Raw genomic sequence first — 23968 nt, forward strand, 5'->3', positions numbered from 1 at the left:
GGTGACGCGCTGCCCGTGCCGCTCAACGCCGCCAACGTGCGCACCACCACCTACCAGGTCGATGCCAACAACCGGGTGACCAGCAGCACCATCGCCAATGTCGAGTACGGCAAGTACGACTCGAAGAGCAATTCGTACAACATGGCGGCAACGGGCGACCTGATCAGGCGCAGCTTCTACGACGCCAACGGCAACGTGTTGCGCGAGGTCAATGGCGAAGGCGCGGTCGCCATGAGCTGGTACGACAAACTCGGGCAGAAGGTGCTGCAGGTCGACGCGATGGGCTATGGCGTGCGCTGGGAGCGCGACGCCAATGGTGCAGTGTTCCGCGAGACCCGCTTCGCCAAGGGAGCCGCTCTGGGCAGCATGAGCGAAGGCACCCCGATGGCCACCGTTCTGGCCCTCTTCAAGTCCAGCCCCGACGACCAGATCACCGACTACACCTACGACCGCGGCAATCGCATGCTCAGCGAGTCGCGCCTGGGCGTGGCTTATGGCAGCGTGAACGCCACGACCGGCGCGCTCGCTGAAAACACGGCCGCCGCGACCAAGCGCTATGGCTATGACGCCATGGGCAACCGCACCTCGGTGACCGATGCGCTGAACCAGCGCACTGATCTGGCCTACGACCGCCTGGGCCGGCTGCTGAGCGAGCGCAAGCCCACCGCGCTGGTGGACAGCGCCGGGACCGGCAATGCCTCGACATCCTGGCGCCTGACCACCGAGTACGAGTACGACGGCTTGAACAATCTGCGCCGCGAGATCCGGCGCGGGGCCAACGACGCGGTGGAAACCGACGACGAGATCGTGAGCTACGGCTACGACGCGACCGGCGTGCGCACCTCGATGAGCACGGGCATGAAGGAGGTCATCCGCTACGGGCGCGATGTCAACGGCAACACGACCGCGCAGATGGTGGATCGGGTGGACGCCGATGGCCTGGTGTCCAAGGACATCGTGAGCATCGCCTACGACGCGGCCAATCGGGAGACCACGCGCTTCACGGGTACGCGCGACGCGGCCAACGCGCCCATCTACGACGTTAGCAGGACCGTGACGTTGGGCTACAACGCCTGGGGCGAGATCGCCAGCAAGCGCACGGGCAGTGGCAATGCCGCCGGCGCCGCGCAGGAGTACTACGACTACGACAAGGCGGGCCGCCTGTGGCGAACCAATTCGCAGAACGGGGTGAGCAAGGCCTGGATGTACGACCTCGCAGGCAACGCCACGCTGCAACTCGAATCCCAGCGCGTGAACCTGCGCACGATGACCTGGGACCAGATGGCCGCCGATGGCGGACGCATCAATCCGGACATCCTCATCACCATCACAGAGTACGACGCGCGCAATCGGACCGTAAGCGTGAAGCAGCCCAAGATGGATGCGCAGCGGCCGAACCTGAAGATGTACGCCGCGCCCATTCATGTGGACTCGGGCCAGTATGGCGGCCTCGACATCGATGTGGCGCCTGCGCTGGCTGAAGCTAATTCGACATCGATCCTGGGGCCGGCTTCGAACTTGGTCAACGGGCAGGTCGGCACGCTGGGCATGCCGATCAGCGGCGGCAATATCCGGCCGATCACGAATGGAGAGATTCTTGCCCCGGGTAGCCCACGCGAGGTGAGTTCCTCCGTCGTGGGGATGACCAACCTCGTCCTCGGCTCGGCGGGGATCGATTGGACCGCCGGGATCGAAAATCTCTATGGTCAAGTTACTTGGCGTGTCGAAGTGGGTGAGGCAGTCAGCCACCTCGGAAGGATCACGAGCTGGCCGGTGAGCGTGCAACCGAGGTACGACCTGCCGGGATTTCCACCGGTCAGTGTCTTCTTCGACAAGAAAGCGGCAGCGCTTGGTGTTTTTCCCATCCGCGTGATCGCCACAACGGCCAACAAGCAGGACATCGTCGTCGCAACCGGTGCTGTTCGTGCCGCGCCGCTGCCCACGATCGATCGGAAGCTCAGCGGCAATTTCATGCGGTTGACCACGGGCGAGGTGCGCGACAGCGACACGATTCAGCTGTATCACAGGCCCGCAGGGTCCTCGGTCCCGTTCTCCGAATCGTTGCCGAAGTTCAAGGCGGGCCAGGGCGGCTCGAGCCTCAACGGCGTCTCGGTCGACGGCTGGTATCTGACGGATCTCAGCAGCCTGAGCAGTCCGACCGAACTGTTGCTGGTGGTGACGCAGGCCGATGGCAAGGTCGTGCGGCGCGACTCGATCCAGTGGAATCCTTCGACGCGGCAGGCCACGTCCTCTACGGCACCGGCCAAGCCGGTGTTCACGGCCGACAACGTTGCGCACTTCACGGGGATGAAGATCAACGGCACGGCAATCCGGGTCAGCTACCGAGCGCAGGGGAGCCAGGACAAGTACACCGAGCTGCCTCCGCTCTTCTTCACGCCGAGGCCGGGACAACAGGGTGTCGACAACGCGCGTTTCGACGTTCGCTTCCCCCCCGGGGCCAGCGATGTACTCATCGAAGTGCTGGACACGAATCGCGGCGTCGTGGTCGATCGACTCTCGGGGGTGATAGATCCGCGTGTCTCGCGCTACGACATGGCGTCGGTGGGGACCAAGCCCTCGAGCATCACCTTTCGAGGCATTCCGGCGGATGCCAAGACTCTGCAGATCACCTACGAGCCGCTGTCGGCGGGGGGCAGGCCCAAGGCCACGATTTCCATTCCCCGCAGCGAAGCCGGCAGCATCGTCGAGTGGGTGTGGGACGCGAGCAGCCTCATTCCCGATCAGCGCAACCTCTACAGCTACAAGCTGAGTTTCGTGGCCCTGGATGCCGATGGCTTCGTGCTGACGGACGCGACCGGTAGCGCCACGATCGGTGCCATCAAGGCGGGGACCAGCGCGCGCCTGGAGGGCAATGTCAGGCACAAGGTCCTGACCTTCGATCCAGGCGTTCCCGAGGGGCAGAAGCTCATGCTGCGCTACCGCCCCAAGGGAAAGATCGAACAGGACTTCGTCGAGGCCACGGCCACGCGAGGCACCGTCACCGAGAACGGAAAAGTCCGCACCGTCTTCAAGTGGGATGCCACCGCCAAGAACCTCGATCCCGCCATCGAGTACGAATTCGTCTACGACGTGTACAACGCGGCCGGTTCGGTGATCGCCAATGGCGAAGGTTACTTCCGCCCGGACAGCGATGCGGGCAACGTCGACGTGCGCTGGGCGATTCCGAATCTGCCAAGCGAACAGATCATCAACACCGACTGGGTGATCCAGCGCCGCCAGGACTACGATGCCTTCGACCATGTCGTCATGGAAAAGGACGGCAACGAGAAGGTCACCGACCTGCGCTACAACACCCTGGGCCTGCTCGTCGACAAGATCGGTCCGACGGTGGAGATCACCTCCGCCAGCGGGCAGAAGCAGACGGTGAGCCCGACCGAGCACTATGGCTACGACCTCAACGGTCAGCTCGTGGGCAAGCGCGACGCCAACGGTGGCCTGAGCACCGTGGTTCTCAACGCGGCAGGCCAGGCGACCGCGGAGTGGCACCCGGGCACGACGGCCGGAAGCTCGATCGACGTGCGGAAGACCTACGATGTTTTCGGCAACCTGCTCACGGTCTCGGACGAGCTGCGGCGGCTCACGAAGAACAGCTACGACTTCAACAACCGTCTCACGAAGGTCGAGCGGCCCGCTAACCTGGACGGCTCGCGCTCCTCCGACAGCTATCAGTACGACGTGCTGGGCCAGCGCATTTCGCGTACCAACGCGATGAGCTTCAAGGAGCGTACCTACTACGACAGCATGGGCCGTGTCACCAAATACGTCTCTGCGGAGAACGCCACGGTGCGCTACGACTACGTCTATGACAAAACGATCGGATCGGCCGGCGGCGTGAACACCGGCGGCTGGGTGAACACCACGACGGATGCGACGGGCAAGGTGCAGACGCTCAAGAACGACGTCTTCGACCGGCTGATGTGGAAGCAGGACTTCGGCGGCCACCAGTTCACCTATGGCTACAACTGGTCGGGCCTGATAGCCACGCAGACCGGCACCTCGGGCCAGAACATCAGCTACAGCTACTACGACAACGGTTATCTGCGCAAGGTTGTCGACCAGGGAACAAAGACCGAGAGCACCTACGAGTACGACAACAACGGCAACCGCGTCTTCGAGGGTTTCAAGTCGACCGAGGGTGGGGCGGCGATGGTGTTCCAGCAGTCGCGGGTCGAGTATGACGCCTTCAATCGCGTCAAGAAAATCGACGACGCGCGCTACGTGATCGAGTACGACTACGACGCGAACGGCAACCGCAGGCGCGTGCGCAGCAGCTACATCAATGTCGTCAACGGAAACAGGGACGTTCAGGAATACTGGTACGCCTACGACGCGATGAACCGCTTCACCGTGACGATGGGCCAACTGGTCAATGGGCAGATCGTTCGCGGCTCGTCGGGCGACGGCGTGGCCGTCGAGTACAACAACGCGGGCGAGCGAACAGCCGCCACCTATGCCAACGACGGCCACCGGGAGGACTACGCGTACGACGGCGCAGGCAACATGACGACGATGAAGATCGATGGCGTGTTGCGCAGCCGGCGCACCAATGATCTGGCGGGCCGGGTGACGCGCTACGAGGAGTGGTTCAAGGACCAGACGCTGATGGTGCAGAAGGACCGCGGCTGGAACAAGGACAACCAACTCACCCGGGAGGTGGAGGCTCGGATGGTCGAGGGAACGCAGGGCAAGAAGGGTTCCACGACGACGACGGACTACACCTTCAAGGACGGCACGCTGTCGACAGCGGATACGCTGACCAATACCTTCGATAACCGGCCTCTCGAGATCAAGGAGGCGGATCCGAACAAGGAGCCCAATGGCGGCTTCAACATCACGCGTACGGTCATGAACTATGCCTACGAGTGGTGGGACAGCGCCAAGCAGGCGAGCATCGTGCTGGCTCCCACGAGCACGGCCTTCGACCCCAAGAGACCGCAGCCGCCTGGTTACTCGCTGTTCACCTATGACGTCAACGGACACCTGAAGACGGCAACGGACATCAATGCGACGACGCCGCGCACCTTCTCGTACTGGACCGATGCCGAAGGCCGGGCGCTGCAACGGCAGGAACTCATCGGGGGAACGGTCAACCCCGATCGCAGCGTGAGCGGCGCCAGCAAGAATCGCGACCATCGCTACTTCTACTTCGATGGCCGGCGCGTGGGCAACGTGGGGAACGACGGCGTCGAACGCGAGGACTATGCGCAGCAACTTGCGCGCACGGCGAACACCAGCAACTCGGACGACAAGTACCGCAAGTTCAGGCCCACGAATTCCGCCGACTTCGACGAGAACTATCAGCCGGTCAACGCGGATTTTCCGGGCTCCGCACCGGGAAGTTATACGGTGCGCGCGGGAGACACGCTCGAGAGCGTCGCACGTGCGCTGTGGGGCGACGCAACGCTGTGGTACCTGCTGGCCGACGCAAACGGCCTGGATGGGCAGCCTTCGGCCGCACTGGTGGCGAACACGGTCCTTGCGGTGCCGAACCGGGTGACGAACGTCCACAACACGAGCGACACCTTCAGGCCCTACGAGCCGGGCAGGGCGATGGGCGAAACGAGCCCGACGCTACCGGATCCACTGCCGGCGCCTGGTGCCAAGGAGAAGTGCGGCGGATTCGGCAAGATCATCACGGCGGTGGTGGCCGTCGTGGCGACTATCTGGACGGCGGGTGCGCTTTCGGGGGCCTGGGGTGCGCTCGGAACAGGGGTTGCAGGTACGTCAGTCGGGACGACTGCTGTTGGCATCTCGGGTGGCTTCAGCGTGACCATGGGGACGGGATTGGCCACGCTGGGGGGCGGGTTCGGCGCGACCGGGCTGGCGGCAGCCGTGGTGGGAGGCGCGGTGGGCTCCATCGCCGGCCAGGCGGTCGGCATCGGTCTTGGCATCCAGGATGGATTCGATTGGAAGGGTGTGGCCCTGGGAGCCCTGGGTGCCGGCGCGGCGGCGGGCATTGGCGGGTGGCTCAACGGTGGTGGCCTCGGTGGCGCGCTCGCCGGTCCGGGAACGTGGCAAACCGCCGGGAGAATGGCTGTCACCAATATTGCAACCCAGGGGCTGAGTATCGCGACAGGGTTGCAGAAAGGCTTCGATTGGCGAGGGGTGGCCGCCAGCGCGGCCTCGGGCTATGTTTCGGCGTGGGTTGGTGAGTTGGCTCAGGATGCGAGGTGGGGCCTGACCAGCCAGCGGGTAGCCAGTGGCATGGCGGGTGGTTTAACGAGCAGCGCGGTCCGCGGTGGTAGTTTGAGTCGAGCCTTGCCGGGCATTGTTGGAGATGTGATCGGGTCGACTGTTGGCGAAGCGTTGGGAGACTCGATCGTGGCAAGAACTCCTCAAGAGACCCAGGGCGTCGGACCGTGGTCGAGAAGGGACTACAGAAATGGTTCGGACATCCAGGACGACAACTACAACTCGGCCTACGAGTATGGTCATCGCAACGGATCTGACCGTCAGAGCGATAACGACTACTACGAGCGCATGACGCGGCGAGCTCTTGCGTTGAGCAAAGACAGTATTTTTGAAGCGGCGACCGATGCAGAGGTAATGGCCTTCAACATGCGTCAACGAGGATTTGGGCCCGAGTGGGGCATGAGGCCTGTTGTGGACAGAGCCAACGTCAACGCGGGCGTTGACGATACCGAACCAACCGACAACGAGCATCACAGTGAAAAGAATCGGGCCAACGATGAAGCGAAAAGACCACCGGCTTTCGATAACTCCAAGCAGGTGTACACGCTCGAAAAATTGACCGCCATGCCCACATGGGCAATCCAAGGCGCGGGCGACCCGGATTTGATCTCGGCCATGACCAAACTGCAAGGAACGCGTGATAAGGTCACGGGAGAATGGACGCCATACGATCAGGAGAAAACTGCCGAACTACTGGAGACTGTCGTGCGAGTAAGGGGTGTCAGTGCGGAGAAAATCAACGGCGACTATGACGAATTTTTGAGAACTATCGCTGACCGCGAAGACCGAACGTACTCCAATGGTCAGAAGCTGCGCCCCTTCGATGAACTCAGCCGCGAAGAGCATCGAGTGCCGTTGCTGTCGATGCGGGCGACCGACGGCGTGCCCGACAATAGTGTTCACATGGGTTCCATAGAGCAACTGCGTTTTGGAAAGATGGTGGGCGATTCGCTAGGCGGATTGGATCCCGTGTTCGGCGCTTTGCTAAGTCCGACTGGTGGTATCCCTGGCGCGGGCAATGTGCGGGTGACTTCAAGTACAGGCATCGCTATGGCGGGTGGCATAGATGTCGTGACGAATCACGGCATTGCGCACGATGCTGCTGGCTACTTGCTGAACTACCATGGTATCGGTCCAGGTTATCAGTACGTACCAGGAAATTCGGGTTTGTTTTTTTCCACCAAGGATCCATGGGGAGGTCAATTCTCTGGGCTGACGTTGTACAACAATATTCGTCTGTATGGCACGCCAACGGCGCCTGGGAGGTGAGTCTGTGTATCCCATCAATCGACGCGAGAGTTTTCTGTTTCTGGCAGGCTTAGGCGGCTACGCAGCTACGACGACAACAGACACGTGGGCGCAATCCAGGGTTGTCGTAGATGACAGCACCTCAGAGATCACACCTGTCTATGTAGCAACTCATAACGAGGCGCATTCGAGTGTCTTTGTGCGGGCAGATTTTTACTTCCACGATATCGGGAAGGATGTGGAGCTACTCCCGGGCGCATCCATCAATGTCAACGGCATTGAGTTGCAGCGGGACCCGAAGGAACCGGTCTCCTACATAGGCAACGTTCCCATGCTGAATGGTCCACTGACCTTCGAGTTTGCACGCACGCCTGGAAGAGTGGTGAAACACAGTATCGTTTTGCCAGAACTCGAAATCGTGGAATTGCCTCGCAGCTATAGAAAAGGCGGAACGCTCACGGTGAGGGCTGAGCCTCGGCCCCCTCGAGCTGAGGTTTCGCGCGATGTCTATCGCATGGCAATTCACGCTGGCAGCATTTACTATCCCTTCGATCGGAAACTCACCACAGAGCGAGGAATTGTGTTCGATCCAATTCATAAGAAGATCGAAATTCCGGTTGGCTATGCAAAAGCGGACATCTTTCGCCAGCAGCGCACTCCTCTCAAAAATCTTTCGAGTGAGCTACAAAGTGGTTGGGTGGTGGCATCGAGATCGAGGGATTTTGAGATAGAAGTCATAGATTGATCGATCGTTTGCACAAGAAGTCATGGATTGCTTGCTAAAGGGATAGCGTCGAACAGCGCTGTTTCTCCAGCGTATGAGGAATGAAGAGCTGACTTGCATTTCCTGTCGACTCAGCCTCGGCGGGCTCGTATTGCCGTTTGGAGGCGCTCGATTTGTGCACGACATGCATTGTTTTGTGCAAGTCGCTGGCGCTAAAGGGGCTGCCGAGCTTTGCTGCGAGTTTTGGGTCGCGGGCGGCGCGGCGCGCGTCAAGTCCGGCATGAACGCCTCGCTCGGCGTGCGCGTGCGCTGGTAGCGCGGGCGCACGAGGCCGACGCCTGTAGGGCGGCCCGCCGCGCGATGCGCGGCAGCCGCCGACAACGCGCGGGGCACCGATGGCCGCACCATCGGTGCCAGCCACATACAGGAAGGAGCCTCTTCATGATCCACAAGACCCTCGTCGCCATCGCCGCCTCGCTCACCCTGCTCGCTGCCGGCACCGCCAGTGCCCAGATCGGCAAGGCCGCCTCCGAAGCGACCGATGCGGCCCAGCACAAGATCGACGAGAAGCAGGCCGACAGCAAGGCCAAGAAGAGCGGCCCGGTCGGCAAGGCCGTGAACAACGTGAAGTCGGGCTATCACAAGAACCGCTCGAAGGCCTCGGCCGACAAGGCCAAGCAGTCGCTGAAGAACGCGGGCTGATCGCCGGACAGGCCAGCCAGAACACAACCGTTCGGGCTGAGCCTGTCGGAGCCTCGCGCGGCGCTTCGACAAGCTCAGCGTGAACGGTTTTTTCGAGCGCGGCCGACTCAGGCCTGATGGGCCTGGCCCGCCGCTTCCTTCGCTTGCGCCGCTTCCCGCGCGCGCACCACTGTCGTCGTCTCGCCCGCATAGCCCCAGTCGTCGGTGTCGATCTCGTCGATCACGATGTGGGTCAGGTGCGGGTCCTTGCCGAGCACGCGCTGCAGCGTGTCGGTGATCTCCGCGATCACGGTGGCCTTCTGTGCGCGCGTGACGCCGTCGCGCGTGATGCGTACGTTGACGTAGGGCATGGCGTTCTCCTTCAACCGATGTAGTTGCCCGCGCTGCCCGCGCCATCCACCGGCAGCACCGCGCCGCTGGTGAAGCCCGCGTTCACCAGGTAGAGCACCGCGTCGGCGATCTCGTCGACCGTGCCCAGGCGGCCGGCCGGCTGCAGGGTCTTGAGGAAGCCGTGCGTCTCGGGCGCATGCATCGGGCTGTCGATGATGCCGGGCGCCACCGCGTTCACGCGCACGCCATGCGGCGCGAGTTCGAGCGCCAGCGCGCGCGTGGCCGCGTTCAACCCGCCCTTGAGCAGCACCGCCATGAAGGCCGGCACGTTGCTGCGCGGCTGCAGCGCCACCGAGGCCGTGATGTTGACGATTGCGCCCGCGCCGCGGCCGATCATGTGGCGCGCCGCGGCCTGCGAGGCGTAGATCGTGCCCTTCACGTTGGTGGCGATCTGCTGCTCGACCTCCTCGGGCGTGAAGTCGACGAAGGGCTTGGCCAGGAAGATGCCCGCGTTGTTGACCAGCGCGTCGACGCCGCCGAAGCGCGTGACCGCATGCTCGACCACCGCGGTGGCGATGCGCGGATCGGCGATGTCGCCGGCCACGCCGGTGAAGCGGTCGCCGGCGCCGAACTGGCGCGCGGCCTCGACCAGCCGCGCGTCGCTACGCGCATTGCCGACCACGTTCCAGCCTTCGGCCAGCAGGCGGCGCGCGATCGCGAAGCCGATGCCGCTGCTGGCGCCGGTGACGATGGCGGTGCGGGCCTTGCCGCCTTGGGAATCAGGGGTGCTCATGGTGAATGTCCTTCCGGTATTTGCGCCCCGCAAGATGCGGTGGCGTCGTGGAAGGAAGTGTGGAGTCGCTCGAGCTAAGAGTGAATGGCCGCGATTCGGCAATCACTCTTCCGCTGTTCGAGCGAATCAGCCGCTGCGACGCTTGGCGCGCGGGGCCTCGGCCTTGGGCTCGCAGGCCTTGCACCAGTCCGCGAAGCCCGCGCGCAGCTTGGGCAGCGCGAAGTCGACGAAGGCCCGCACCTTCGGCACCGACAGCCGGCCGTGCGGCACCACCAGGTGCACCGGCAGCGGCGGCGGCTCGTCCTGCGCGAGGATGATGCGCAGCCGCCCGTCGGCCACCTCGTCGGCCACGTGGTACGAGAAGGAGCGCAGCACGCCGCGCCCCTCGGCCGCCGAGGCCACCGCCGCGCGCAGGCTGTTGACCACGAAGCGCGGCGCGAACTGCACCGTGCGCGGCATGGTGCCGGCGCCGCCGACGCCGGCCGCGGGCGGGAAGCTCCACGAGTCGATGCCGAAGTGCGTCATCGCCACCACCTGGTGCTCGGCGAGGTCGGCCGGCACCGCGATGCGCGGATGCTTCGCGAGGTAGCGCGGCGAGGCCGTCGTGACGCGGCGCACCTCGCCCACCGGCAGCGCGACCAGCGTCGAGTCGGCCAGGTGCGCGATGCGCAGCGCCACGTCGATGCCCTCGTCGATCAGGTTGGCCGGGCGGTCCAGCAGGTGCAGCCGCACCGACACCGTCGGGTGCGCGTTCATGAAGGCGTCGAGGATCGGCCGCAGCAGGGCCTCGCCCACCGCGACCGCGGCCGTCACCGTGAGCCGCCCGCGCGGCGCCGAGCGTTCGCCGGCCGCCGCGATGTCGGCTTCCTCGAGGTCGGTGAGGATGCGTCGGCAGGCCACCGCATAGCGCTCGCCCGCATCGCTGAGCCGGATCGAGCGCGTCGTGCGGTGCAGCAGCTCGGCGCCCACGTGGGCTTCGAGGAAGGCGATCGCGCGGCTCACGGCGGCCGGCGACTTGCCGAGCTTGCGGCCGGCACCGGCGAGGCTGCCTTCGGCCAGCGCCGCCACGAACACCTTCATGGCGTCGATGCGGTCCATGATTCTTCCTCTTCGCGAAATACTGAATGCCCGAGGATAGGGATTCATTCGCGGGCCGGCAATCCGTAGCATCGAATCCACCGATTCGCCGGAGCACATCATGGCCACCCCTCGCAGTGCAGCCGCGCGCACTGCCACCGCATCGCACCCGCGCGCCGCCGCCACCTGGCCCGCCATCCTCGCGGGCTTCTGCGCCACGCTCGTGGGCCTGGGCCTCGCGCGCTTCGCCTACACGCCGCTGCTGCCGGCCATCATCGACGCGCACTGGTTCGACGCCTCGGCCGCCACCTACCTCGGCGCCGCCAACCTCGTGGGCTACCTCGCGGGCGCACTGCTGGGCGGCCCGATGTCGGCGCGCTGGCCGGTGCGCGGCGTGCTGCGCGCGATGATGCTCGCCACCGTCGCCTCGCTCGCGGCCTGCGCCTGGCCGCTCGACTTCGCATGGTTCTTCGGCTGGCGCATCGTCTCGGGCATCTCGGGCGGCGCGCTCATGGTGCTGGCCGCGCCCACCGTGCTCGCGCACATCCCGCCGCGCCAGCGCGGCCTGGCGAGCGGCCTGGTGTTCGCGGGCATCGGCCTGGGCATCGCGGCTTCGGGCACGCTGGTGCCGTTGCTGCTGCGCCAGGGGCTGGGCGCGACCTGGCTCGGCCTTGCGCTGCTGGCCCTGCTGCTCACCGCGCTCGCATGGAACGGCTGGCCCGCCGCGGCGCCGGCACCCGTGGCCACCCCGCACGCCGCCGTTGCGCGCAAGCCCGCCACCGGCGCGCTGCGCGCGCTCACCGTTTCCTATTCGCTCAATGCCGTGGGCCTCGTGCCGCACATGATCTTTCTCGTCGACTTCGTCGCGCGCGGCCTCGGGCAAGGCCTTGCAGTGGGCGCGCAGTACTGGGTGGTGTTCGGCCTCGGCGCGCTCGTGGGGCCGGTGCTCAGCGGCTGGCTCGCCGACCGCGTCGGTTTCGCCACCGCGTTGCGCATCGCCTTCTTGCTGCAGGCCGCGGCGCTCGCCTTGCCCGCGTTCGGGCTCATCGGCCATGGCGGGCTGATCGTTTCGAGCGCCGTGGTCGGCGCCTTCACGCCGGGCATCGTGCCGCTGGTGCTGGGCCGCGTGCAGGAGCTGCTCGCGCATCACCCCGCGATGCAGAAGCCCGCATGGAGCCGCGCCACCACCGGCTTCGCGGTGCTGCAGGCCAGCGGTGCCTACGGAATGTCGTGGCTGCTCGCGCATGCGGGCGGCGGGTATGCGCTGCTGTTTGCCGTGGGCGGCGTGGCGATCGTGCTGGCGCTCGTCACCGACATCGTCGCGCGGAGGCTGCACCCCGCGGGCTGAGCTGGATTCCCGCGGCGCATCGCTCTTACACTGGGGCGATGAAGCGAGCCCTGGAAGTCGAGCGCACCCTTCAGCCCGTGGTCGAGCTGAAGGAGCAGGGCGCCGCCTACGGCTACTCGGTGCGCGCGCCGCGCTCCAAGGGCGTGATCCCGCCGAGCTCCTACCGCGACAGCGGTTTCGCCACGCTGCCCGATTGCCTGCGCGACGTGGCCAAGGCGCTGGGCGGCGACTTCAAGCGCATCTACATCCGGCTCGAAGGGCATTGCGTGGGCGAGCGCGACATCGTCGAACTGCGCGATGCGCCCGATGCGGTGGCCGAGGCGTTGAAGGCGGCCTGCCTCGAGGCCGATGCGGCGGTGAAGCCCGTGGGCGATGCCGGCGGCCAGGGCTGACAGCCTTCAGCTTCCCCGCAGGTTCGTCGCCGCATAATCGCGCCCCTTTCTTTCGGGGGGCTCCATGCAGATCGATATCGCGCAATCGACGCCGACCGCCGCCAGCATCGCGAGGCTCGTGCAGGCCTTCTACGACCTGGGCCAAGTCGTCGCGAGCGAATTCCTGGTCGGACGCTTCAACCAGAGCTACCGCCTGGACTTCGCCGACGACCGGCGCGTGGTGGCGCGGCTGAGTCCCGAGCGCTTTCGTGGCGGGCCCAATATCGCCTTCGAGGCAGCCGCGCTCGCGCACTGGGCCGATGCCGGTTGCGCTGTCGCGCGCTGCCTGCCCGCGGCCAACGGCGAGGCGGCGATCCGAATGCAACTGCCCGAAGGACCACGCGCGCTGATGCTCTTCGAGCACCTCGAAGGCGAAGCCACCGGCGACAGCGTCGAGCACATCGCGCTGCTCGCGCACGGGCTGGCCGCCTTGCATGTCGCGGGCGAAAGCTACGGCGGTCCGCCCAGCGCCTACACCCTCGATCTCGATCACCTGCTGCACCGTCCGCTCGAAGCCCTGCTGCGCGGATCGACCATGACGGCCGAGCTGCGCCCGCAGTACGAGGAGATAGGCCGTCGCCTCGCCGACGACATCCTGGCCTTCGGCGAACTCTCGCGCGTGCTGTGCCATGGCGACACGCACGGCTACAACAACTTCATCGCGGCCGATGCGAAGGGGCAGCGCCGGGCGCTGTTCTTCGACTTCGACGAAGCGGGCCCCGGCTACCTGGCCTACGAGATCGCGGTGTATCCGTGGAGCCTGTATCCGCGCATGCCCGATGGCGTGATGAGCGAGAAGGCCAGGTCCCAATGGCTGGCCTTCATCGGCGCCTATCGCGAAGTGCGGCCGGTCGCCGATGTCGACCTCGTAGCGATCCCGCGTTTCATGGCGGTGCGGCAGCTCTGGCTGCTGGGCGAATACGCGGCGCGCATTCCCGACTGGGGATCGCAGTCGATACCGACCGACTACCTGCACAAGCAGACCGCCATGCTGCGCGCATGGCAAACGCTCGAACTGCCGCTATGACCGGACGTCGCGCGCCACCGCGATGCACTTGATCTCCACCAGCAGCCCCGCGTGCGCGAGCGAGTGCACGCCGATGCAGGTCCAGGCGCACTGGCCGCGCGGAAAGGTGCGGTCCTTCACCGCGCGGAACACCGGCATGTGCGTCGCCATGTCGACGTGGTAGGTGGTCATCTCGACCACGTCCTCGAAAGTGCAGCCGGCTTCGGCCAGCACCGTGCGCAGGTTGTCCCAGGCCGCGACGAACTGCGCCTCGGGGTCGGCGATGACCTCGAGCTCGGGCGTGCGGCCGACCTGGCCCGCGCAGTAGACCGTGGCGCCGACCTTGACGGCGGGCGCGTAGCCCGCGCGTTCGGCCAGGTGCTGCATCGAGGCGGGGATGATGAGTTGTCGTTCCGTCATGGCAAAGGGGTGTGGGGTTCCTGAGAGTGCTCGCCGACGGGGTCGGGCGCGGCCTCGACATGGTCCAGGCAGCTGCAGTTTCCGACCTCGTCCCAGCCCGACAGAGGCAGCGGCCTCGTCGCGTCGGCAGGGGCGGTGGGTGCGATGGGTGGCGAGTATGGAGCGTCGTTCATGGTCTTGTGGTGCGAGAGGTTGTTGTTCACTTGGGCGCGAGCAGCCTGCCGCTCGCGAGCCATTGCAGGGTGCGAACCGCGAGCACCGCGATCAGCACGCTCAGGAAGGCCAGCAGCGCGAGCGCCAACACGGTCAGCGGCAGGAAGTCGGCGTGATGCGCGTAGCGCAGCGCGGCATTGGCGAGTGCGGCGATCGGAAAGCTCAGTGCCCACCAGCCGGCGGCGAAGGGAATGCTGCGCCGGAACACCTTGAACACCAGCGTGAAGAAGACGAAGAGCCCGAAGTAGAAGAGCAGCGCCGCGAAGGTGTCGACGCGCTGGAAGAAGCTGGTGTAGGCCAGGAAGCCCACCTCGAAGGGCGCGACCAGGATCATCAGCGAGGGCACCATCTCGTTGGCCAGCTTCTCGTGGTGATGGATCAGCCGCGACACGATCATGGTGAAGAACACCAGCGCGACCATCGTTCCCACGGCCATCGCGAACAGGTTGAGCTCGCGCGCCCAGGCCATGGGCATGGTGCCGCCGGCCACCGTGATGTCGAGCGTGGCCACGCCCGGGATCAGCCAGGCCGGCACCGAATGGCCTGCGTCGACCTTGCCGCGCAGCATGCGGCTCACGATGGTGAAGGACAGCGCGACGGTCAGCGCGGCGCCGATGCTCCAGAGCAGTTGCGAGGCTCGCGCGCTGACCGGCGCCACGACCGAGGAGATCAGCAGCGTGGCGATGGTGATCGTGCCGAAGAGGTTGCCCGCGATCGGGTGCATGAACTCGGCACGCACCGCCTGCGGATGCAGCACGGCCTTGGCTGCATAGGCCAGGCACAGCAGCACGAACAGCGCGACCGCGATGGCGCCGATCGACGCGTGGACCCGCGGGCTCGCGCCGAACTGCTCGCTGGCCTGGTGCCAGGCGCCGGCCAGTCCCGAGATGCCCATGACCGAGGCGAAGAGGTTGGCCGGCAGGTGGCGAAGGGAGGTCTGTCGCGGAGGGGCTGCCGGACTCAGCGTGTGCGTGGTGATGATTTTTTTGCTCCTGAGAACCCTTGCGCGAAAGCGGCGGGGGCAAAGCAAAAGTCTAGGAGTCGGCGCTGTCCGACGGTGGGCCACGATGGCGCGGTTTGCGCCATTGATGGCCCGTTTCAGGCCACGTTGTTGAAGCGCTCGCGGTAGTCGCGTGGCGTCGTGTCGAGCCGCTTCGCGAACACCACGCGCATGTGGTTCGCGCTGCGAAAGCCGCAGCGGAAGGCCACCGTCTTGAGCGGCAGGTCGGTCTCCTCGAGCAGCTTGCGCGAGAAGTCGATGCGCACCTGCTCGACGAAGGCCGAGGGCGTCATCGCGGCGTCCTTCGCGAAGCTGCGCGAGAAGGTGCGGCGGCTCACGCCCACCGCATCGGCGAGCTGCTCGATGCTCAGCGGCTCGTTCAGGTGCTCGGTGACATGGCGCAGCACCTTCGCCACGATGGTCTCTTCCTTCGGGCCCACCGCCAGGTAGGGGCTGTACTGCGACTGCCCGCCGTCGCGGCGGATGTAGACGATCAGCCGCTTGGCGATGCGCAGCGCGAGTTTGTGGCCCCAGTCCTCGGTCACCAGCGCGAGGCAGAGGTCCACGCCGGCGGTCACGCCGGCCGAGGTGAACAGCTTGCCGTCGCGCACGAAGATCTTGTCGGGCCGCACGCGCGCACGCGGAAAGCGCGCGATGAGCCGGTCCACGTCGTGCCAGTGCGCCGTGACCTCCTTGCCGTTGAGCAGGCCCGCATGACCGAGTGGAAAGGCGCCGTTGCACACCGAGCCGTAGCGCCGCGAGCCCGCGGCCATGGTGTTGAGCCAGGCGAGAAAGGGCGCGGGATAGGCGTGCAGCTCGGGCAGGTTCGGCCCGCCGGCGACCAGCAGCAGGTCGGGCTGTTCGTGGTGGTCGAGGTAGCCCGTGCCCACGTGCAGCTGCATGCCGTTGGCGCAACGCACGCCGCCGGCCTGCAGGCCCACGAGCGTGATCTCGTACTGCTGGTGCGGAGGCAGGAAGCGGTTGGCCTCGCTGAAGACGTCCATGGGCGCCGCGACGTCGAGGGCCTGGACCCCTTCGAGGACGACGATGACCAGCTTCATGGGGCGCGCTTTCGGGGCCGATGGGCGGGCGATTGTAGGACGCCCTGTCTACCTGGACGGCCGCACGGCTGCGATGCCCCGTCGTGAAATTTACTGTGAGCGTTCGCCCCCGCAGATACACAGGCATACGCAATCGCGTTCGCGAGGGGCGTGCCCCGAAAACAATCACTTCCGTCAGCAGCAACAACCCTCTCCTTCAGCCACTGACGACTGTCCGTCTCCTTCTTCTTCAACCCTTGAGAAAGTCCATCATGAAGTCTTCCGTCCTCCTCTGTGTCGCCGTTCTCGCTTCCGTGTTCTCGCTCGGCGCCAGCGCCGAGCAATACCAGGGCGTGCTGCAGTTCCAGTCGACCGCGAGCCGCGCCGATGTGCGTGCACAGGCCGTGGTCGCCGCCCACAGCGAAGACCCGTACAGCGAAGCCGCCCAGGCCGGCGTGCCGCCGGTGTTCCAGAGCCAGGTCGCGCGTTCGGACGCCCGTTCGCAAGCCGTGGCCGCCGCGCGTGCCGGCAACCTCTATGGCGACGTGAGCGGCGACGGCGTGGCTCGTGTCGTGGCCGGCAACGTCGACCGCCAGGCCGTGCGTGCCGAGGCGCGCGCCACGGCGGCGCGTGGCGTCAGCGAAGGTTCTTGATGCGGGCAGCATGCCGCGCCTCGGGCGCAGCAGCTCCAGCGTGCGGGCCGGCCTTCAGGGTGCGGCCCGCCGCGCTTTCTCTTTCTTCTTGTTCTCTCAATCCCACGTCGGCGACAGCCCGGCCGGATCCGTCAGCCGCTCGCCACGGTCGAGCGCCGCGATCTGCGCCATCTCCGCGTCGCTGAGCCGAAGCTGCTGGGCCTTCAGATTGCCCTCGAGGTTCGCGCGCTTCGTCGACGACGGAATCACCGCATAGCCCAGCTGCATCGCCCAGGCCAGCACCACCTGCGCCGTGGTCGCGCCATGCGCCTTGGCAATCGCCTCGATCGCGGGGTCGTTGATGACCTTGCCGTAGGCCAGCGTCATGTACGAGGTGATGTGGATGCCCTGGCTCTGCGCGAACTCGGCCACCTTGCGGTTCTGCAGGTAGGGGTGCAGCTCGACCTGGTTGGTGGCGATCTGCGCCGCGCCCACGGCCGCGATGGCTTCCTTCATCAGCGCGATGTTGAAGTTCGACACGCCGATGCGCCTGGTGAGCCCCTGCGCCCTGGCCTCGGCCAGCGCGCCCATGAACTCGGCCACCGGCACCGCGTTGCCGGGCGAGGGCCAGTGGATCAGCGTCAGGTCGACGTGATCGGTGCGCAGCTTCGCGAGGCTCTCCTTGAGGCTGGGCACCAGCTTGTCCTTGGCGTAGTTGTCGGTCCAGATCTTGGTGGTGACGAACAGCTCGCCGCGCGCCACGCCGCTTTCGGCGATGGCCTGGCCCACCTCGGCTTCGTTGCCGTAGATCTGGGCCGTGTCGATGGTGCGGTAGCCGAGCTCGAGGCCGGTCTTCACCGAGTCGATGACCACCTGGCCCTTGAGGCGGAAGGTGCCGAGGCCGAAGGCGGGAATGGGGGAGGGGGTGTTGTCGTTGCTCATGGTTGGGTCCTTGGTTGAGATGTACGTGGGTCGAATCGATCGACCGATGAATGGATGGATGGATGAATGAAGGCGAAAGAAGGGAGAAGACGCCGCGCCCTCGTCGCGCGGCGCAGGCGCGCACCGCGCCTCAGTGTCCGACCGGCACCGGCCCCGAGGCGCGCACCGGGATGCCGCTGCGGCGGTCGAGCACGCCGCTCCACTGCGTGAGCGCCAGCGACACCAGTACCACCAGCGCGCCGATCCAGGGCGTGTGCATCAGGCCGAGGTGCGTGACGATCAGGCCGCCGGCCCAGGCCGCGCCGGCAATGCCGAGGTTGAAGGCCGCGATGTTCAGGCCCGAGGCCACGTCGACCGCCTGCGGCGTGAAGCGTTCGGCCTGCTTCACCACGTAGACCTGCAGGCCCGGCACGTTGCCGAAGGCCACCGCGCCCCACAGCAGCACCGCCACCACCGCAAACCACTTGTGCGGCGCCGCGAAGTTGAACAGCAGCAGCACCGCGGCCAGCAGCGCGAAGATGATCTTCAGCGCCGGGATCGGGCCCAGCCGGTCGGCCAGCTTGCCGCCCCAGATGTTGCCCACCGCCACCGACACGCCATAGACCAGCATCACCCAGCCCACCGCCCCCGCGCTGAAGCCGGCCACGTCGGTCAGGATCGGCGCGAGAAAGGTGAAGGGAATGAACGAGCCGCCGTAACCGATGGCCGTCTTGGCATACACGAGCAGCAGGCGCGGCTCGGCCAGCACCTTGGCCTGCTGCGCCAGCGAGGCCGGCGCCGTGTGGCGGATGTTGTTGGGCACGAAGATCCAGCTGCCCACGAAGGCGATCACGCCGAGCGCCGACACCGCGAGGAAGGTTTCACGCCAGCCGAAGTGCTGCCCGATGAAGGTGCCCAGCGGCACGCCCGTGACCAGCGCCACCGTGAGGCCCGTGAACATGATCGCGATCGCGCTGGCCGCCTTTTCCTTGGGCACCAGGCCAGTGGCGATGGTCGAGCCGATCGAGAAGAACACCCCGTGCGCCAGCCCCGTGAGGATGCGCGCGGCCACCAGCGTTTCGTAGCTCGGTGCCTTCCAGGCCAGCAGGTTGCCGACCGTGAACAGCGCCATCAGGCCCAGCAGCAGCGCCTTGCGCGGCAGCTTGCCCGTGAGCGCGGTGAGCACCGGCGCGCCGATGGCCACGCCCAGTGCATAGAGGCTGACCAGCAGGCCGGCCGAGGGAAGGCCGATGCCTAGATCGGCGGCGACCGTGGGGATGAGGCCAACGATGACGAACTCTGTGGTTCCGATGGCGAAGGCGCTGAGGGTTAGCGCTAGTAGGGCGATGGGCATGAAGACACTCCTTCTGGGGTGGGAGAAGTGTCTTGCCGATACCTTTGCAGATAAATGGGCGATCTGACAGAAGATATTTGCCTTCAAAGCAAAAATAGAGGTCGACGAGCCCCAATCTTCAGCTGAGCAAGATGTGCCGCAAAGCCTGATAGCGTTAGACCTGTGGCGCAACCCGGGCGCTGTCTGTCATAAAGCAACCCGGCAGACCAATCATCTGTCATTGGCTTCTTAGGACATACTTGCTTAATCTGGCACAGAGCTCAATTACGATTGGATTTGGCTTCAAAGCTGGTTGAGCGAATTGTTGTTGCCGTAGAGATCGTGACTCTATAGAAAAGACACAATAATTTCGAAAGATTTCCAAGGATTTGGAACTACGGCGTTTGTGGGTTATATTTAAAGCCCGTGTTGGCGCACCTGTAAAAATTAGATTTACTAAGATGGCTACTGCAAAATCCTCTAAAAGTTACGCTCCTGCGATTCGTGTTCGACAGTGGCTTCCTGAATGGAATTCGATTGAGTTCGATGCAGCGGCTCAACAGTCCAAGCCAAGCGAGAATTTTTTTCTGTGCTCAATAAAAGCCAGAGATTTGAAAGCATTGACAGGGGTTTATAGGCGTTCTACTAAAGGCAAACTGGCGCGCGCGAAGGATCCGAACGTTCAGCGTGGCCATGAGGAGGCCAGGTCAAAAATAATCCAAGAGTACGTAAAGTTTGGATTCCCTTGGTGCGAAATGCCCGAAGTTCGAAGAAAGGCACCGGCGGCAAAAAATTTACAAAAGCCTGGATGGTTGCCTACCGCAATTCTTATAAATATTTTGCCGCCAGATGCAAAACGCAATGGGGCGCAGATTGCGAAAAAAGATGTTGTCAAAGTGGACGAAGCAGACGACGTTGCACTTATTCATTTCCCACCTTCGTACACGAGTGGGGAACAATGGTCCCCAGAAAGTGTATTTCCTATGGAGGTGATCGATGGGCAGCATCGACTATGGGCCTTCGACGGATTCGATCCTGGCGATGATTTTGAATTGCCTGTGGTCGCTTTTTATGATTTGGATCGCAGTTGGCAAGCCTATCTCTTCTGGTCTGTAAATATCACGCCTAAGAAGATAAATAAGTCTCTCGCGTTTGACTTGTATCCCCTTTTGAGGCGTGAAGATTGGCTTGATCAATTTTCTGGGCATTCCATATATAGGGAAACTCGTTGCCAGGAGTTGGTAGAGGCACTTTGGAGTAGCGAAAACAGTCCCTGGCACGATCGAATAAACATGCTTGGGGAACGTATGAGTGATCGTCCCAATCAGGTGCCGATGGTAACTCAGGCCGCCTGGATTCGGTCACTAATGGCCACTTTTGTGAAGCAATGGGAAGGCATGGGCACAAAAATTGGCGGGCTATTCGGGGCAAGTAAGGATAAAAATGATCTTCTTTTGCCATGGAATCGGCCAATGCAAGCCGCGTTATTAATTTACGCCGGAAAAAGCTTGCAGCACAGCGTTTATAAAACTCGCGCGAAGTGGGCGGTGCAACTTCGAGAGCTTGGAGATCCTGAGCTTTTTGAAAAAGATGATTCCGCAATGTTCGGAAGTAATTCTCTTTTGTCGACTGATCAGGGGATAAGAGGGTTTTTGTCGATCATAAATGATCTGCTTTTTGTTTCCGCTGACGAATTGGAGTTGGAGGGCTGGACGTGGGAGGCTATCTACGACAAAAAAAGTGGAAAGCAGATGGCCGCCACAGAAGAGCAAGCTCAAAATCTTGCCCTTAGCTCCCTAGAGAAAAATGAAATATCCGAATTTGTTGACGAGGTAACACAAGGATTGTCTGAGTTTGATTGGAGAACTTCGTCAACGCCAGGACTAACTGAAAACGAAAGAGTTTTAAAGCTTGCGCTAAGAGGAAGCAGTGGCTATCGGGAACTAAGAAAGCAACTTCTTACCCATTTGGCTCAGAAAAATTTAGGCACGGCCAAGGCTGCTCAAAAAGTTTTGCGTAGTTTGGGTTACTAATGAGAGCCGCACGTTTAAGAAGTCAAGAAAAGGCGATTGTGCGGCTGGCATCTCGACCTGCAATACAAAATTATTTCAGCAGTCTTGCGCCAGCATTGCGTAACAAGCTCTGGTTGAAAGCCAGTAATCGATATAAAAAGTCAGCCTCGGAGACCTACGCAACAGATGTTGCGGCGACAGCCGTTAATGAGGCGCATTTAATTGATTATATTGCTTCGTCTGCTCCCACCCATGTTATAGATGGTTGGTCATTTCTCGCGCGTGCATCGGAAGCTCTGTTGAAAGGAGATCTCGGTGCAGCTTTGCATTTGGCCTACTACGCAGAATTGCGCGCAGCCATGTCAATTTTGGCTTGTGAAGGCATTGGTATTCTTAATACAAAACACCCGGTCGTAAAACCATCTGGAGTAGATACGGCCATCATAACAAAAGCCGAATTTTGGCAAAAGCATAATCGAACCTACAATCTAAAAGCGGCAGGAACTCATTCGATTGTTTGGCCGCTTTTAAGTCATTGGGGCTCGCTTGAAAAAGCGGCAAAACTATTGGATGGCTTGGTCGCCCCAGAAGGTATCACATTACGGGGGTGGTTGGATGCTGTAGGTAGCCCCCGTCCAGTAAGAGCTATTTCTCAAAAATGGTTTAAAAGTTGGGGGCTTGACCTTGGACTATTAAATGATGATCATCAATCAAGAAATACTGTCAGCTATCGACCTGCGGAATTAAGAGGAATGCCGACACCCACAGCTCCGGAGGTCATTAAATTTGTTTCGGAGTTGTGGTGGCTGTTTGAGCCTAATTCCGGAGGGCAATTCCCTAGATTGGAACGAGCATTGTTAAAGAAGGTTTTAAAATCTTCGAAGAGGCCGCTCACTGCGCCGGTATTTGAGGCGGCATTGGGTATGTCGCCTGCGACAGCCAATGGTTGGGCAGAGTTTTTTGCAAATGCGAGCGATCCATCGCCAATTTTGTTTGCCGAGCAGGCATCTGACGTCAATTCAAAAAATTGTGCATTCCAAGTGATCTCAAGGGCAGCTTTGCTTTTGTTTGTGGCAACCGGCTCTACCAGAAAGCATCTTATTGATGCGGGATACACGGCGGAAGATCTTGACTTCTTCTGGAGACCTCAATGCGAGGTTCGATTTTCAGGACCAAAAGAAAATTTGCCGGAAAATCCTATAGATCTTTGGCAAGATATTGCGGACCATTTGTTGGATGCGGAGAAATGGCGAACTGAGGCTGATGTAAACGCTTCGTTGGGGGAATGGAGAAAAGTTCAAGCCGGGGTAGCAAATCAGATAACAAGTTTTGAACTTGCAGGGGTGTGGGGTTTGGTTTCGTGAAATACATGGGCTCAAAGCGCCAGATGCTGAAAAATGGCCTGGGGGATTTTTTGAATGACGAAATTTCAGGGCGAAAGCGTTTTGTCGACTTATTTTGTGGTTCAGCCGCGGTAACTTGGCATGTCGCGCAGCGTTACTCTGTACCAACGCTCGCTTGTGATTTGCAGTTGTTCAGCGTTGTGCTGGCGGAGGCGGTTTCGTCACGCACAGAAGTTCTTAGCACGGTAGATCTGTGGAGTGGGTGGCTGGAATCCTCTAGTCGCTATGTTGCAGAAAGACCATTTCCTCTGATGAGGAAGATGAGCAAAACACTAGTCGGAGAACTACGAAAATGGTGTAAAACGGAAGGACAGGGCGCCCTACTTGTCGCATACGGTGGGCACTATTACAGTCCAGAGCAAGCGACCTGGCTTGACGCTTTTAGAAAAAACTTACCGGAAAACCCCACAGCTCAGAAGGTGTGCCTTGCCGCTTTAATTATTGCCGCGAGCAAGGCGGCAGCGAGTCCTGGCCATACAGCACAACCTTTTCAACCTACTGCTACGGCACTTCAGTACCTTGGCCAAAGCTGGGCGTTAAATATCCGTGACCTAGTTCAATCAGCATTGGCTGACTTGGTCTTGAGGCACGCAAAAGTGCTTGGCGCAGCAATTGTTGGGGACGCCAACGTTTTGGCCGAACAAGCAATGGACGGGGATTTGGTTTTTGTTGACCCTCCTTACTCAGGCGTCCAATACAGTCGGTTTTATCATGTTTTAGAATCAATTGCGGCTGGTGACGCTGGGCCCGTGTCAGGGGTTGGCCGTTATCCCGTGCCTTCTAAGAGGCCTAGCTCTGACTATAGTCTTAAATCAAAATCAGAGTCGGCAATAGATGCGCTGCTGGAAAAATTGGCAGATCGTGGCGCGGTTGTTATGCTTACTTTTCCTGATCATCTTTGTTCAAACGGGTTGTCTGGTGATGCAATAAGAGAGATTGCAGCTAAAAATTTCAAAATCAGCGAAAAATCTGTTAAAAGCGTATTCAGTACTCTTGGTGGGGTTAGCTCCGTTACTGCTGGCTCTCGAAAGGCGAGGCAGAATGCCGATGAGTTAATTCTTAGGTTGGAGCCGATTTAAGAGTGGGCGGGATTGTCAATTTTTTGTATTTGTCGAAATCTGA

General features: G+C 62.4%; 18 protein-coding genes. 10 read left to right on the forward strand and 8 right to left on the reverse strand.

All coding sequences use genetic code 11. The annotated features are described in order from the left end of the window. Positions 1-15 precede the first annotated feature (15 nt). From BM109_RS34325 to BM109_RS34330, 3 genes are all read left to right on the forward strand, one after another. The gene (locus BM109_RS34325) at positions 16-7482 is read left to right on the forward strand and encodes a hypothetical protein (RefSeq protein WP_218159439.1); all 7467 of its coding nucleotides are present in this window, start codon (positions 16-18) and stop codon (positions 7480-7482) included. Between the two features lie 4 nt (positions 7483-7486). Next, positions 7487-8206, forward strand: a complete 720-nt coding sequence (locus BM109_RS41005) for a hypothetical protein (RefSeq protein WP_143129321.1) — start codon at positions 7487-7489, stop codon at positions 8204-8206. A 423-nt stretch (positions 8207-8629) separates the two neighbouring features. Further along, the gene (locus BM109_RS34330; RefSeq protein ID WP_371269239.1) at positions 8630-8887 is read left to right on the forward strand and encodes a hypothetical protein; all 258 of its coding nucleotides are present in this window, start codon (positions 8630-8632) and stop codon (positions 8885-8887) included. Between the two features lie 107 nt (positions 8888-8994). Here BM109_RS34330 and BM109_RS34335 read toward each other — a convergent pair whose 3' ends face one another. The 3 genes from BM109_RS34335 to BM109_RS34345 all read right to left on the reverse strand — a co-directional run bounded on the left by BM109_RS34335 (position 8995) and on the right by BM109_RS34345 (position 11108). Then, a complete protein-coding gene (locus tag BM109_RS34335) occupies positions 8995-9237 on the reverse strand; it encodes a tautomerase family protein (RefSeq protein ID WP_093353681.1) in 243 nt (80 codons plus the stop codon). An 11-nt stretch (positions 9238-9248) separates the two neighbouring features. Further along, positions 9249-10010, reverse strand: coding sequence for an SDR family NAD(P)-dependent oxidoreductase (locus BM109_RS34340; RefSeq protein WP_093353282.1), 762 nt, complete (start codon positions 10008-10010; stop codon positions 9249-9251). 126 nt (positions 10011-10136) lie between these two features. After that, positions 10137-11108 carry a LysR family transcriptional regulator gene (locus BM109_RS34345; protein ID WP_093353285.1) on the reverse strand — a complete coding sequence of 324 codons (972 nt, stop codon included), beginning with the start codon at positions 11106-11108 and terminating at the stop codon, positions 10137-10139. A gap of 100 nt (positions 11109-11208) precedes the next feature. Between BM109_RS34345 and BM109_RS34350 the strand changes: the two genes are divergently transcribed. The 3 genes from BM109_RS34350 (at position 11209) to BM109_RS34360 (ending at position 13893) form a co-directional block, all read left to right on the forward strand. Next, a complete protein-coding gene (locus BM109_RS34350) occupies positions 11209-12435 on the forward strand; it encodes a YbfB/YjiJ family MFS transporter (protein WP_093353287.1) in 1227 nt (408 codons plus the stop codon). 38 nt (positions 12436-12473) lie between these two features. After that, a complete protein-coding gene (locus BM109_RS34355) occupies positions 12474-12827 on the forward strand; it encodes a hypothetical protein (protein ID WP_093353290.1) in 354 nt (117 codons plus the stop codon). 64 nt (positions 12828-12891) lie between these two features. After that, positions 12892-13893, forward strand: a complete 1002-nt coding sequence (locus tag BM109_RS34360; protein WP_093353292.1) for a phosphotransferase enzyme family protein — start codon at positions 12892-12894, stop codon at positions 13891-13893. Here BM109_RS34360 and BM109_RS34365 read toward each other — a convergent pair. The 3 genes from BM109_RS34365 to BM109_RS34375 form a co-directional block, all read right to left on the reverse strand. After that, on the reverse strand, positions 13888-14292 hold the full coding sequence (locus BM109_RS34365; protein WP_093353295.1) for a RidA family protein: 405 nt from the start codon (positions 14290-14292) through the stop codon (positions 13888-13890). The genes BM109_RS34360 and BM109_RS34365 overlap by 6 nt on opposite strands. Before the next feature lie 199 nt (positions 14293-14491). Then, positions 14492-15487, reverse strand: a complete 996-nt coding sequence (locus BM109_RS34370) for an SLAC1 anion channel family protein (protein WP_305728107.1) — start codon at positions 15485-15487, stop codon at positions 14492-14494. 116 nt (positions 15488-15603) lie between these two features. Further along, positions 15604-16566, reverse strand: a complete 963-nt coding sequence (locus BM109_RS34375) for a GlxA family transcriptional regulator (protein ID WP_093353300.1) — start codon at positions 16564-16566, stop codon at positions 15604-15606. A 251-nt stretch (positions 16567-16817) separates the two neighbouring features. Between BM109_RS34375 and BM109_RS34380 the strand changes: the two genes are divergently transcribed. After that, a complete protein-coding gene (locus BM109_RS34380; protein ID WP_093353302.1) occupies positions 16818-17198 on the forward strand; it encodes a hypothetical protein in 381 nt (126 codons plus the stop codon). A gap of 96 nt (positions 17199-17294) precedes the next feature. On the opposite strand, the gene dkgB is transcribed toward BM109_RS34380, so the two are convergent. Both dkgB and BM109_RS34390 read right to left on the reverse strand, forming a co-directional pair. Continuing rightward, the gene (gene dkgB / locus BM109_RS34385; protein WP_093353305.1) at positions 17295-18119 is read right to left on the reverse strand and encodes a 2,5-didehydrogluconate reductase DkgB; all 825 of its coding nucleotides are present in this window, start codon (positions 18117-18119) and stop codon (positions 17295-17297) included. A gap of 130 nt (positions 18120-18249) precedes the next feature. Beyond that, entirely contained in the window at positions 18250-19452 is a 1203-nt protein-coding gene (locus tag BM109_RS34390) for an MFS transporter (RefSeq protein WP_093353307.1), read from the reverse strand. Between the two features lie 440 nt (positions 19453-19892). Here BM109_RS34390 and BM109_RS41010 point away from each other — a divergent pair, with 440 nt between their 5' ends. From BM109_RS41010 to BM109_RS34395, 3 genes are read left to right on the forward strand one after another with little or no spacing between them, the layout of a single operon-like run. Next, positions 19893-21464 (forward strand): DGQHR domain-containing protein, encoded by a 1572-nt coding sequence (locus BM109_RS41010; RefSeq protein ID WP_143129322.1) that lies wholly within the window; start codon positions 19893-19895, stop codon positions 21462-21464. Then, positions 21464-22807: a hypothetical protein gene (locus BM109_RS41015; protein ID WP_143129323.1), complete on the forward strand. Its 1344-nt coding sequence runs from the start codon at positions 21464-21466 to the stop codon at positions 22805-22807. The genes BM109_RS41010 and BM109_RS41015 overlap by 1 nt, the downstream gene beginning before the upstream one ends. Before the next feature lie 5 nt (positions 22808-22812). After that, complete coding sequence (locus BM109_RS34395; protein ID WP_093353683.1) at positions 22813-23925, forward strand: DNA adenine methylase; 1113 nt, start codon at positions 22813-22815, stop codon at positions 23923-23925. Positions 23926-23968 lie beyond the last annotated feature (43 nt).

Source organism: Variovorax sp. PDC80, from assembly GCF_900115375.1.
Classification (GTDB): Bacteria; Pseudomonadota; Gammaproteobacteria; order Burkholderiales; family Burkholderiaceae_C; genus Variovorax.

What these genes read in the sequence shown, in the direction of transcription:
- BM109_RS34335 (WP_093353681.1), bottom strand. Translation starts at nt 9,237, where the DNA reads ATGCCCTACGTCAACGTACGCATCACGCGCGACGGCGTCACGCGCGCA.
- BM109_RS34340 (WP_093353282.1), bottom strand. Translation starts at nt 10,010, where the DNA reads ATGAGCACCCCTGATTCCCAAGGCGGCAAGGCCCGCACCGCCATCGTC.
- BM109_RS34345 (WP_093353285.1), bottom strand. Translation starts at nt 11,108, where the DNA reads ATGGACCGCATCGACGCCATGAAGGTGTTCGTGGCGGCGCTGGCCGAA.
- BM109_RS34350 (WP_093353287.1), top strand. Translation starts at nt 11,209, where the DNA reads ATGGCCACCCCTCGCAGTGCAGCCGCGCGCACTGCCACCGCATCGCAC.
- BM109_RS34355 (WP_093353290.1), top strand. Translation starts at nt 12,474, where the DNA reads ATGAAGCGAGCCCTGGAAGTCGAGCGCACCCTTCAGCCCGTGGTCGAG.
- BM109_RS34360 (WP_093353292.1), top strand. Translation starts at nt 12,892, where the DNA reads ATGCAGATCGATATCGCGCAATCGACGCCGACCGCCGCCAGCATCGCG.
- BM109_RS34365 (WP_093353295.1), bottom strand. Translation starts at nt 14,292, where the DNA reads ATGACGGAACGACAACTCATCATCCCCGCCTCGATGCAGCACCTGGCC.
- BM109_RS34375 (WP_093353300.1), bottom strand. Translation starts at nt 16,566, where the DNA reads ATGAAGCTGGTCATCGTCGTCCTCGAAGGGGTCCAGGCCCTCGACGTC.
- BM109_RS34380 (WP_093353302.1), top strand. Translation starts at nt 16,818, where the DNA reads ATGAAGTCTTCCGTCCTCCTCTGTGTCGCCGTTCTCGCTTCCGTGTTC.
- dkgB (WP_093353305.1), bottom strand. Translation starts at nt 18,119, where the DNA reads ATGAGCAACGACAACACCCCCTCCCCCATTCCCGCCTTCGGCCTCGGC.
- BM109_RS34390 (WP_093353307.1), bottom strand. Translation starts at nt 19,452, where the DNA reads ATGCCCATCGCCCTACTAGCGCTAACCCTCAGCGCCTTCGCCATCGGA.
- BM109_RS41010 (WP_143129322.1), top strand. Translation starts at nt 19,893, where the DNA reads ATGGCTACTGCAAAATCCTCTAAAAGTTACGCTCCTGCGATTCGTGTT.
- BM109_RS41015 (WP_143129323.1), top strand. Translation starts at nt 21,464, where the DNA reads ATGAGAGCCGCACGTTTAAGAAGTCAAGAAAAGGCGATTGTGCGGCTG.
- BM109_RS34395 (WP_093353683.1), top strand. Translation starts at nt 22,813, where the DNA reads ATGGGCTCAAAGCGCCAGATGCTGAAAAATGGCCTGGGGGATTTTTTG.